General features: G+C 43.3%; 10 protein-coding genes and 1 tRNA gene. 3 read left to right on the top strand and 8 right to left on the bottom strand.

The features are described from left to right. Positions 1-32 precede the first annotated feature (32 nt). Both HXT59_RS02900 and HXT59_RS02895 read left to right on the top strand, forming a co-directional pair. A complete protein-coding gene (locus HXT59_RS02900; RefSeq protein WP_421784062.1) occupies positions 33-1,028 on the top strand; it encodes an A/G-specific adenine glycosylase in 996 nt (331 codons plus the stop codon). 114 nt (positions 1,029-1,142) lie between these two features. Further along, positions 1,143-1,952 (top strand): peptide ABC transporter permease, encoded by an 810-nt coding sequence (locus HXT59_RS02895; protein ID WP_415693180.1) that lies wholly within the window; start codon positions 1,143-1,145, stop codon positions 1,950-1,952. Positions 1,953-2,211: 259 nt separating this feature from the next. Here HXT59_RS02895 and HXT59_RS02890 read toward each other — a convergent pair whose 3' ends face one another. The 4 genes from HXT59_RS02890 to HXT59_RS02875 all read right to left on the bottom strand — a co-directional run bounded on the left by HXT59_RS02890 (position 2,212) and on the right by HXT59_RS02875 (position 6,292). Next, complete coding sequence (locus tag HXT59_RS02890) at positions 2,212-3,576, bottom strand: DUF711 family protein (protein WP_174182516.1); 1,365 nt, start codon at positions 3,574-3,576, stop codon at positions 2,212-2,214. Positions 3,577-3,614: 38 nt separating this feature from the next. Then, positions 3,615-3,953, bottom strand: coding sequence for an ACT domain-containing protein (locus HXT59_RS02885; protein ID WP_102155642.1), 339 nt, complete (start codon positions 3,951-3,953; stop codon positions 3,615-3,617). A 131-nt stretch (positions 3,954-4,084) separates the two neighbouring features. Further along, on the bottom strand, positions 4,085-5,098 hold the full coding sequence (locus HXT59_RS02880; RefSeq protein WP_012914450.1) for a ribose-phosphate diphosphokinase: 1,014 nt from the start codon (positions 5,096-5,098) through the stop codon (positions 4,085-4,087). 117 nt (positions 5,099-5,215) lie between these two features. Then, the gene (locus tag HXT59_RS02875) at positions 5,216-6,292 is read right to left on the bottom strand and encodes a DMT family transporter (RefSeq protein WP_415693179.1); all 1,077 of its coding nucleotides are present in this window, start codon (positions 6,290-6,292) and stop codon (positions 5,216-5,218) included. A gap of 205 nt (positions 6,293-6,497) precedes the next feature. On the opposite strand from HXT59_RS02875, the gene rfbB reads away from it, so the two are divergent. Then, a complete protein-coding gene (gene rfbB / locus HXT59_RS02870; RefSeq protein ID WP_421784059.1) occupies positions 6,498-7,589 on the top strand; it encodes a dTDP-glucose 4,6-dehydratase in 1,092 nt (363 codons plus the stop codon). Positions 7,590-7,722: 133 nt separating this feature from the next. Here the strand turns inward: rfbB and HXT59_RS02865 are convergent. From HXT59_RS02865 to HXT59_RS02850, 4 genes are all read right to left on the bottom strand, one after another. Then, a tRNA-Ser gene (locus tag HXT59_RS02865) sits at positions 7,723-7,807 on the bottom strand. Positions 7,808-8,083: 276 nt separating this feature from the next. Then, positions 8,084-9,325, bottom strand: coding sequence for a UDP-galactopyranose/dTDP-fucopyranose mutase family protein (locus tag HXT59_RS02860; protein WP_421784057.1), 1,242 nt, complete (start codon positions 9,323-9,325; stop codon positions 8,084-8,086). A 106-nt stretch (positions 9,326-9,431) separates the two neighbouring features. Continuing rightward, positions 9,432-10,400 (bottom strand): glycosyltransferase family 2 protein, encoded by a 969-nt coding sequence (locus HXT59_RS02855; protein ID WP_004109239.1) that lies wholly within the window; start codon positions 10,398-10,400, stop codon positions 9,432-9,434. Then, on the bottom strand, positions 10,400-12,139 hold the full coding sequence (locus HXT59_RS02850) for a glycosyltransferase (RefSeq protein ID WP_421784055.1): 1,740 nt from the start codon (positions 12,137-12,139) through the stop codon (positions 10,400-10,402). Before HXT59_RS02850 ends, HXT59_RS02855 begins: the two co-directional genes overlap by 1 nt. Positions 12,140-12,208 lie beyond the last annotated feature (69 nt).

Raw genomic sequence — 12,208 nt, 5'->3', positions numbered from 1 at the left:
CACAAAAGTATACGACGTTTACATAATTAAGCATGCAACAAGATTCACAATCTCTCCCCGAAGAACATCTCACCGAAGAAACTTCTCAGCCATTGCGCGAATTGGCAACACTTACGCGCGATAATGTTGCACTTTTTTGGCATAGTTGCGCACGCGATTTGCCTTGGAGGTTTGGGCACACTACCCCTTGGGGTGTGCTTGTGTGTGAAGTAATGAGCCAGCAAACGCAAATGAGCCGTGTTGTACCCTATTGGCTCACTTGGATGCAAACTTGGCCAGATGCACAATCACTAGCTCACGCTACGAGTGCTGAAATTATTACAGCTTGGGGTCGCCTCGGCTACCCTCGACGCGCGTTACGTTTACAATCTTGTGCTCAAGTTGTAGCAACAAGATATCGCAATAAGCTGCCATGCACCTATGAAGAACTTATTGCCTTGCCAGGTGTAGGCGATTACACAGCAAGTGCAATACTCAGCTTTGCTTATGGCAAGCACATTGCGGTGATTGATACAAATATTCGCCGCGTACTTATGCGCGCTTTTACTGGAACTGAATCGCATGGTGGCAGCACAACGCAATCTGACCGCGAGCTTGCTGCCGCAGTATTGCCAGAAGATAATCATGTTACTACTGCCACTGCTAACGCTACTAACACCACCAACACTACCTGCACTTCATCCGTTTGGAATCAGGCAATTATGGAAATTGGTGCTACCATTTGCACAGCACGATCTCCGCAATGCACTGCATGTCCTTTGCAAACATGGTGCCGTTTCAAAGCTGCTGGATTTCCAGGTCTTGGCCGCCATACCCGCCCCCAGCAGCATTTTGCCGGCACTAATCGGCAAGTGCGCGGCATTATTTTGCAGGCATTGCGTGAAGCACATAAAAAACAGCAGGTATTGCAACGTTGCGAGATCAACAATTTATGGTCGAATCAAACACAACTTGGCGAATGCATTGCTTCGCTCAATCATGACAGTCTTATCACTATATTGCCAGATGGCACTTTAGCACTACCTTAAGTAACTAACTCATTACGCTGCTTTTGTAACTCTTTAATTAACAGCTTAATTACTTTGTATGTGAGCCTACCTTGTGTAGTGAGTACAGTTCATCTCATCGACTTATGTATTACAATGGTAAATATGTCAATGCCAACTACGTCACCACGTGAGCCGCATCGCAATGCGAGCGCAACATCGGTTCGCAACCCGATGCGCAAACCCGTGCGTAAGACCGTACGTAACATGAGCGCAGCAAAACGAAGAATGTATCGTCGTCGCAGAATTGTTGTCGGTATTGCTTTGTTGCTTTTGATTATGTTGGCAATATTTTGTGTTATTAGCTTGAGCAAGGGTATTGCCGCTATTAGTAAAGCGATTGCTGGTCATGAAGTTACCATTGTTCGTCATTCAGTGCCAGACCCCCGTCCTGTTGGATTAACACCTCATTGCACTGATAAAGATATTCGTCTTGAGCTTTCTACTAAGTCACAAACTGTTCCTATGGGCGGTAGTGTTGAGTTGACAGAACGATTTGTGTACGAAGGAAACTCTTCTTGCCTTATTGACGCATCGGATATGAATGCTGTTCTAACTATTAATAGTAGTGAAGAAGTTACGCAAGGTAAGCAAGAAACTAAAGATAATAAAAAGAAAGATAATAAAGACAACAAAGACTTTAAAGACACAAGTAAGAGCGTTGACTACTTATCACATGCAGTATGGCGATCTGATAGTTGTGACACTGCATTAAAGCCGCTGCTTATGGCGAAGGGTGATCATTTCGAAAAGAAAATCACTTGGAATACCAATACTACCGTCGGAAAAGGCTGTGTTGCAGATGACGATTTACCGAAGGTGGATCGCGGCACATACGTTGCGCGGCTTGAGCATAAGCGCGTGCCAGGGCTTCACAGCGAGCCAGTGATCATTAATGTGCAGTAGGATTTATGCGTGCGACGACCTGCCTGAGCGCTGCGCTCGTTTTTGTGGACTTATGTGGGGTGTAAGTCCCCAATTGCGCGCATGTTCTCCGGCATTTGCGCTGACGACTGCACCAGTAACGAAAAAACGGTGACGCTCGCGCGGGTAACGCGCTCGCTACGAAACTCGCGTTGGAAGTCCCCCGGACTTCCAACTTAAGCGAGTTTCCGCTTTGAAGGAGCTTGAAATCCTGTGATTTCAAGCTCGGTCAAAGCGCACGCTAATTCTTGAAGCTGTGTACCGGGGCAGGAATACGTCCACCGCGAGTTACGAAAGCTTCGCAACTTGTTTGGTTTACTGGCACAATCGGCGCATATCCCATTAATCCGCCGAAGTTCGCCATTTCGCCTACACCTTTTCCAATTACTGGAATAATTCGCACAGCGGTAGTTTTTTGATTAATCATACCAATTGCAGATTCATCCGCGATCATGCCAGAAATCGTTGCAGCGGAAGTGTTTCCAGGAATTGCAATCATGTCAAGACCGACTGAGCAAACGCATGTCATTGCTTCAAGCTTTTCAATAGTCAAGCAGCCAGACTTTGCAGCAGCAATCATATTTGCATCTTCCGAAACGGGTATAAACGCTCCAGAAAGACCGCCAACATAGCTACTTGCCATAATGCCGCCCTTCTTAACTTGATCGTTTAACATAGCGAGCGCTGCAGTTGTGCCGGGAGCACCAACCTGATCCAAACCGATTTTCTCAAGCACTTCGCCAACAGAATCGCCAACTGCAGGAGTTGGAGCAAGCGACAAGTCTATAATTCCAAACGGCACACCAAGCCTACGAGAAGCCTCTTGCGCAACCAACTGACCTACACGAGTAATCTTAAACGCAGTGCGCTTAATAGTTTCGCATAGAAAAGCAAAGTCTTTTCCTCTAGCAGCATCGAGTGCACTCGAAACAACGCCAGGACCAGACACGCCAACATTAATCACAGCATCGCCTTCAGTTACACCATGGAAGCCGCCTGCCATGAACGGATTGTCGTCCGGAGCATTGCAAAAAGCCACGAATTTAACGCAACCGTAAGAATCGTTTTCAGCTGTAGCTTCAGCGATCTTTTTAATCGTGCGTCCGAGCAACTCTACGCAATCCATATCTATACCGGTTCGTGTTGAGCCAACGTTCACGGAAGAGCACACAATTTCTGTCTCACTTAAGGCTTGCGGAAGCGACTCAATAAGCATGCGGTCTGCTGCAGTCATCGACTTTGCTGGAAGCGCAGAATACCCACCAATTAAATCAACTCCAACAGTGTGTGCTGCTCTGTCTAATGCGTGCGCAATTTGCACAAAATCTTCAGGCTTTTTACAAGATGACGCTCCAACAAGCGAAATCGGAGTTACAGTAATTCGCTTGTTTACAATTGGAATTCCGTAGTCGCGCGAAATATCGTTGCCGGTTTTAACGAGATCTTTCGCAAGACGTGTGATTTTTGCTTCAACTTTACAACAAACGTCCTGCACGTTTTCGCAAGCGCAATCTAGTAGGTTAATTCCCATGGTGATTGTGCGAACGTCGAGCTGTTCTTGCTCAATCATCGAATTAGTTTCGCTTACTTCCATTAGGTTGAGCATTATGTACTTCCTTACGTTTACTTAGATTGCTACGGATTTTAGATTCTGTGCATTGCAGTAAAAATATTGCTACGCTGGCAGCGAATACGCACGCCAATTTCGTCTCCTAGCGTTTCTAATCCTGCAGCAAAATTGCCAAATTCGCAATCAACAGTAGACACGTCAACAATCATCATCATGTTGAAGAATCCGTCGACAATTGTTTGAGAAATATTCAAAATATTTACATTATGCTCGGCAGCATGTGAAGTAACTTTTGCAATAATACCAACGGTATCGCAGCCGACAACGGTAATAATCGCCCTGAAAGCATCAGATTGCAACGCTTCTTGCGATTCATTATTTTCTGCAACTGCTGTTGTGTTATTGGCGACCATATTTGCCTCCTGCCGTTTTGAACCCGTATGTTAATGCATAAAGTTTATGCATTAACGCGAATTATGCGGTTATTTGTTTTAATTTTACACATCATGCGTTTTTATGCGCTTTATGCGCTTTTATACATTTTTTATGCGTAAATATTATGCTGCTTCATATCTTCCGGAAGTGCGTTGCGAAGCGACACAAGCGATCCAGAGCGGAACACGGAACGAATGCCAGCAGCAAGAAGCGGCGCAATCGAAAGAACCGTCATATTATCAAGACGCTTCTCTTCAGGCACAGGAACTGTATCCGTCACAATGATCTCGCGAACTCCAGCAGCTTTCAAACGCTCAACAGCAGGTCCAGAAAGCAAAGCATGCGTTGCAACCAAAGTAACAGATTTTGCTCCAGCCTCACGCAAAGTACGTACAGCTTCGCAAATAGTGCCAGCAGTATCGATCATATCGTCTACAACAATGCAATCGCGTCCTTTAATCTCACCAATGATGCCGTGAGCTTCAGCATGGTTAGGGCGCGTAATATCGCGCGTTTTATGAATAAAAGCAAGAGGTAAATCTCCGAGTTTTGCAGCCCATTGCTCAGAGACTTTGATGCGACCAGCATCAGGAGACACAATAGTTGCATTATCGAGCTTCATAGAGTTTCGCACATAATCAATAAGCACAGGCATCGCAGTCAAATGGTCAACAGGCCCGTCAAAGAAACCCTGCTCCTGAGTTGCGTGCATGTCAACAGTCAAAATGCGCGTGGCACCAGCAGCGCGGAATAAGTCAAACATGAGTCGAGCAGTAATAGGCTCACGTCCCTGATGCTTCTTATCTTGGCGAGAATATCCAAAGAACGGTGCAACCACGTTAATACTGCGAGCAGATGCGCGTCGCAAAGAATCGACCATAAGCAGCTGTTCCATAATCCAATTATTAATAGGATTCGTGTGTGCCTGAAGCACAAACACATCCGAACCACGAACAGGCTGAGTAAAGCGCACATACATTTCGCCATTCGCAAAATCGTAGGCAGTAGTCTCAAGCACATCAATACCAAGATACTGTGCAGTCTCATTAGCAAGTTCTGGGTATGCGCGACCCGTAACTAACATCATCTGCTTTTTTGGATTGCCTTCAAGAATTGTTGACATAATTGCCTTCCCGTTTGCAAACTGGTGTTGCGCGACATAGTCGCTTTCTATTTTAGCAGCTTGTGCGCCTCGTACGACACAACAAGCGTTTTATTTTAGCGCGTTACTTTAAAATCATTAAGAACTACGCTTGCAAAGCAAAATCATCATTACGAAAATAAGCCCGAATCCCACAAAATCTGCCCATGAAAAAACAGCTCCAGTAAACATAACAGCAGTAATTGCAGCAGTAACAGGCTCGCTAGCTCCAAGCAAAGTGCCACGAACAGAACCTACTCGCATAATGCCCTCTAAGAACAGCCAATATGCTCCAAAAGTTCCAGCAATAACAGTAAAAGCAAAAAGCAGCATAGCGCGCAAATCTAATGCAGGCATCGTTTCCCACGGTCGCACAAACGGGAGCATAATACAACCAGAAATAATAAACGTAATGCCATTAACAGTCAGATTTCCCCATTTTGCAATCAATTTCACAGGCATAATAGCAAGCGCCGCTGTAGACGCAGCATCTGCAAGACCCCAAAGCAAACCCATAACAGGCAAAGATAGTGAAGAAAGATTACCACCTGTAGCCATTAAAGCAGTTCCTGCAAAAGCGAGCACAACTCCAATAGTTTCGCGCATAGTTGGCACGCGGCGAGTGTGGAAACACACATAAACCAAAACAAACAGTAAGTTAAGGCTTTGAAGCACAGTAGCAGTGCCAGAATTAGTCCAATCAATAGTACATAAATACGAAACTTGCGTAAGAAGAACGCACACAATTCCCGTAATAGCCATTGAAATCCACGTGCGACCAGTTTTCACAGCACCACTTAACTGCTTAGGAGTGCAAGCTGCAGCAGTAATGACAAATAATATGCCAGCAGCAATTTGACGAACGCAAGCGATTTGCAAAGGAGATACGCGATACGTCGACATGAGGATTTTCGAAACTGTTGCATTTGCACCCCAAAATGCGCCACCTAAAAGAGTTAAAAATATTCCTACAAGAATAGCGTTTGTAGAATGATTTAACGCTGGATTAGGTTTATTTGGAGTACCTTCGATTGCTTTTGCTGCAGATTTTGATGTGTCAAAAGTCTTTGAACCTGTTGATTGCAATTTTGAAGATTGTTGCTTTTTTGTTGAAGAGGAATCAATATTTGATGAATCCAAATCATGCGCACTGCTACGCCAAGAAAACTTAACCATTATTAGATTCACCTCGCATCCCCAAAACAAGCAAACATGCAGTAATTATTGCACATCTACTCAACTAATTTGCTGGTAAACAACACTTTAGAAAAACATACTCTACTTGCACACACGAAAGAAATGTATAGTATTAAAAAATTACAATTCAAAATGCGCATATTAAACAATAAAATCAACGCACTAGCCGTATGAAGGCGGTAACATGCATAACTACGCATCAAGCAGTAATACTTTTCAACCACACCACATTTTAGTTACTGGCGGCGCAGGCTTTATTGGATCTAATTTTGTGCATTACATAGCTAAACATCATACAACGGTTGCTGTTACGGTACTTGATTTGCTTACTTACGCTGGAAATATGGCAAATCTTTACGACTTACCTCAAGATTTTGCAAACAACCGATACGCTTTTATTCGCGGAGATATTCGAGACGAAAATATAGTTGATCAACTATTAGATCCGCATAATCCAATTAAAACTGCAGAAGGAACAACACTTCCTGCTATAGACGCAATCGTAAATTTTGCTGCAGAATCACACAACGATAATGCAATCGAGTTTTCTGACCCGTTTATAAGCACAAATATTTTAGGAACGCATACACTCATTAAATTTGCACACAAATATAATATTCGCTTCCATCAAGTAAGTACCGATGAAGTTTACGGAGATTTTCCTATTGGCAGCGTGCTTAAATTCGACGAGTCAAGCCCATATTGTCCATCTAGTCCATATTCTGCAAGCAAAGCTGCAGGCGACCTCTTGGTAAAAGCATGGTGTAGAACTTACGGTTTGCGCGCAACTATTTCGAATAGCAGCAATAATTACGGGCCACGACAGCATATTGAAAAGTTTATTCCTCGCCAAATTACAAACATTATGTGCAATATGCCAGCAAAATTGTACGGCGTAGGAGATTCGATACGCGATTGGATTCACGTTGAAGATAATTGCGACGCAATATGGCACGTTCTAACGCGTGGAACAATCGGTGAAACATATAATATTGGTGCCAACTGTGAAATTAACAACATAAATATTTTGCGGATTTTGATGCAGATAATGGGCGTGCCAGAAACAAATATAACGTATGTAAATCCCAGAATAGGCGAGGATAGGCGTTACGCACTAGATACTACGAAAATTCGAACACAATTAAAATGGGAGCCTAAACACGATAATTTGAAGCAAGAATTGCAAGAAACAATATCGTGGTACGACTCTCACGCTGATTTATGGAAGCCTATTAAAGCGCAAGTCGAGCAGCATTACACTGAATTAGGACACTGAATTTGGGTGACGAAATTGCGCTCGACGACCTGCCTGAGTGATTAGAGTGTAACATGCGCGACGTCGGGTAAGCGGCAATCGGGTTTTCGGCATGAAAAAAGGGCTTCTAGCGATTGGCTAGAAACCCTAGGCGCGGAGAATACGAGATTCGAACTCGTGAGGCTGTTACACCAACACGCTTTCCAAGCGTGCGCCATAGACCACTAGGCGAATTCTCCAAACTGCTAACTTAGCAATCAAACTGCTTGCCAAGCAAACAACTTAAATAGAATACCACGAATCGCGGATATTGCAAACTCGCGCGCGCCGACAACCTTTTGGGGACACTCGCGCAGATTGCGTTCTGCATTAGGGTCGAATTTTGCTTGTTTTGGGACACTCGCGCAGTCAGCAAACTGCATCCGTGTCCCTGATTGCCGTTTTAGCGCGCGCTCAGGTTACGTGCTTTCAGGTTACGCGCGCGGCGGCTAATCGCAAGAAGCCCACCAAACCACCTAAGCCAGCAACGGTGCTACTTGAGATTCGTAAGCGCGCAAAGCCATGTCGATTACGTTGTGCATGTCGTAATAGCTGTAAGTTCCCAAGCGACCGCCGAAAACTGTGCGAGGCTCAGCCGCAGCAAGCTCCGCATAGCGCGCGTACAAGGCTTTATCTGCATCAGTATTCACAGGATAGTAAGGCTCATCGTCGCGAGTTGCAGCGCGAGAATACTCCTGCCACACTACAGTTTCCCCAGCTTTCACGCTTTTGCCCGGCACGAAAGTTGCGCAATCGTCAGCATCGCCACTAGTCTCTCCACCAACTTCCTCGCGCTCTGGATTAAAGTTCTTAAACTCAATCGCGCGCGTAAACGGCACATCAGCATCCGAATAGTTCATGACTGGGCAGCCAAAGTGGTCGCTCTCCTCGTAACGCACTTCCTTAAAGTCCACAGTGCGCCACTTCAACTCGCCGAGCGCATAGTCAAAATACCTATCAACCGGACCGGTATAAACAACCGGCACTCCAGCCTCCGCCAACGCGCGCTTATTAAACGGCTGCGACTCGTCGAAAAAGTCTACACCAAGCGAAACGTGAATACGCGGATCGTCAATCATGCGCTGCATCCAAGCTGTGTAGCCGTCCGTTGGCAAGCCTTCCCAAGTGTCTTTAAAATAGCGATTATTGTAGTTAAATCGCACAGGCAAGCGTTTAATAATTCCAGCAGGAAGCTCGGAAGGATCCGTCTGCCACTGCTTTGCCGTGTAGTTTTTAATAAACGCTTCATAAAGCGGACGACCAATTAAGCTAATGCCCTTATCGTTCAAATTTTGCGGATCTTTGCCAGCCAACTCCCCCGCTTGGCTTGCAATCAAAGCCTTTGCTTCCTCTGGCGTGTAGTGCGCGTGGAAGAACTGGTTAATTGTACCCAAGTTGATTGGCAACGGGTAAACTTCGCCGTCATGAGTTGCATACACGCGATGCACGTAGTTAGTAAACGACGTAAAACGGTTCACATAATCCCACACGCGCTTATTGCTTGTGTGAAAAAGATGCGCACCGTACTTGTGAATTTCGATTCCTGTGCGCTCGTCAAAATACGAGTAAGCATTTCCACCGATGTGATTTCGAACGTCAATAATTTCAACGCGAGCGCCCGTATGCTCCACTGCTTGCTGAGCTACAGTTAAGCCGAACAATCCTGCTCCAACAACTACTAAATCTGGGTAAGTTGCTGATTTTGCTTTTTCGTACATTTTATTCCTTTATAAGATACGTCTATACGTCTATTTTGAAATTATGCTTTATATATTCCCGTTATTAAGCTATTCCAGTTATTAACCTAGCATTTCGCTTGTTGCGCTACTTATTTTTAGGAAAATCAACTTTTGGATTAAATCTAATCGCTTTTAGCATTTGACCAATCATTTTGCGGCGCAACTTTCTCTCAACATGCCCTCTTCGCATTTGACGAACTACATTTGCGCAGAAAAGCAAGTATTTTGCCTTACCTTCGTGATGCAAACGGTAAGATGCTTGATTACGCACGCCGTATGCGAATTTCCAAGCATTCTTTTTGTCAATCATTGTAAAGTTCACACCCTTGTTTGCTCCCATATCATGCATAATTACACTATCGAGAACCTGCACGCCCGGGCATACACGCGTAATACGAAGTGTATATTCGGCATCATCGAACCAAATAAAGTATTCTTTAAATGGCAATCCGTACTTTTCTATAACCCAACGAGGAATAAGCACCGACACAAACGAACAGCTTGTAACCATAACGAGATTGTTAAATCCTTTAGCAATAAGCCTTCCCCAATCCCACGTTGGTACTGGATTGTTCATTTCGCATATTGATCCATCAACAAACTTAACCATTGAGCAAGCATACGGAACATCCGCACCAAGCTCACCTACGGCAGCATTAAATCCATCTAGAAGCTTTTCCAAAGCTTGTGGCTGAGGGTAGCCATCGTCGTCAAAAATCCACACGAAATCTGCGCCAAGCTCGTAGCCTTTACGCATACCAGCACTAAAGCCACCTGCACCGCCAACGTTTTCTGGCAAATTTACAACAGTAAGATTTACTCGATTCCCCAAATGACCATTCGCAAAATCGCGAGTGTACTCTTGCAAATATTTATCTGTGCCATCAGTTGAAGCATTGTTAACAATGATTAGTTGATTTGGAAGTCGCGTTTGAGATTCTAACGAAGCCAATACGGTTTTTAGTTTCTCTAACCTGTTAAAAGTTACTACAACAGCCGCAACATTAACGCTATCTTTTGATTTATTAGCATTCACTACTTGAGCATTTGACATTACTTGCTCCATTCTTCAAATAACTTAGTAAATAACGTTTCTGCAGATTCGAGTTTTGCGAAATTGCGCAATTTTTCAACTTCTTCTTTTAACAATAATGAACGATATGAATCATTCTCCATAATCTTAAACAATTCCTTTACAGACGCTTTAACAAAACTAGAAGTCATTCTTGGCAATAACGCACTTTTTGCTATAACAGTTTTTTGCGATCCAACATCCGATGAAATTACTGGAACTCCATTAGAAAGCGCTTCAATAGTTGTAAGCGTAATACCCTCGTTTACAGAGCTAATAAGTAGCACGTCCGCATCATCATACGTTTTTTGAGCTGAAATTTTCATAGATCTGCGCTCAATAACGTTTTCGAGACCATACCTAGATATAAGTCCTGAAACAAATGTGTCTAATTCGCCATCTCCATGCAAAATAAAGTGGAATTTTCCTGGATATTTTTTGTTTAAAGCTTTTGCAACAAGAACAAACGCTTCTGGACGTTTTTGTCTTGCAATTCTTCCCACAAAAGCAACATTCAGAACATTTTTATTTTTTCTCGGCGATACGCAATCGTTTCCAATTCCAGCAGTAAGACCAATAAGTGGAGCGTCAACAATCTTGGAAGATTCAATACCATGCACATCATGTAACCAATTTTCAAGTTGTGGAGAAATAACATGGTGCAAATCAATCCACTTATCGTGTGTTACAGCTTCGTGCGGGTATCCTCCACAATTTATGTATTCAACAATATGCAACGAATCAATAATATGTGTTTCTGGGAAGAATTGTTTAACCCACCAAATATGGTCGTAAAGCCATTGGCAATGGTGTATTGCTATTGCTTTAATGTCAAATTGCTCAAACAAAGATCTTAAAAGTGGAACATCCGCCCAATATTCTCTAATTGGTGGAGTAAGTGGTAACACAAGAACATCATCACAGAAATCTTTTGTAATCCACGGCTGGTGACCGTCTCTATCTGTGATAACAATTGGCACAAAACCAGCTTTTTTAGCAAGTTTTATTGTTTCTACAGCCCATCTTTCTGCACCACCAGCTTGCAGCCAATGCAAACCTATAATAATAGCTTTTTTAGCTCCTTCAACTCTTTTAGCAGGAGAAATACAGTCCAATTTAGCATCTTTTATACTTGATAAATCCCAATTTTCTTGTTTTGCAATTTCTCTTTGGTGAGCATTTGCAACATAATCAAACTTCTTTTTATTCCAAGGACAATACTCTTCAACAGCTTTCTTCGAATCACACTCGCGTTTTTTGCGCATTACTTCCCTAACAATATCAAACATAGAAGGTGCGTGTAATTCACACTCTTTGTAAATGTGCTGCTTTAACGTATCAGAAGCCCAGTGAGACATCACATCATCGTCAGTTGCGTCATCTGGTGTCAGCAACAAATACCTAACGTCATTATCTTTAAATAGCTTGCCTTCATTCCAAAATTCTTTTGTGTATTCGCTATTAGTTTTAACAGTTGATTGAGCGCTAAAAGTTGCGATTGGTTTCAATCCTTCGTTTTTTGTACATGCACCGTCAAAAACTGAGAAATCAGCTAAACGAGGATACTGCCATTTTTGACCCATGTAAACTTGATATTGCAAAGTTCTAGACGGTGCAGTTAGTGAATGATAGTTTATAGCGCCCAAAATAAGCCTGCGTTGACGCTCGCTTAAGGATTCTATATAAGCTTTTGCATTAACATCTAGATTAAAGAAATTCATTACCAAAACACCCTTAATTTTAGCTTGTTTTTGTTATAAGTCTTTGTTAAACACGTGTAAGCTAACTAC

It is taken from the genome of Gardnerella sp. KA01001, assembly GCF_049244025.1.
GTDB classification, from domain to species: Bacteria; Actinomycetota; Actinomycetes; order Actinomycetales; family Bifidobacteriaceae; genus Bifidobacterium; species Bifidobacterium swidsinskii.
The sequence above is the reverse complement of the archived record's forward strand: the minus strand, read 5'-3'. Positions and strand labels throughout refer to the sequence as shown.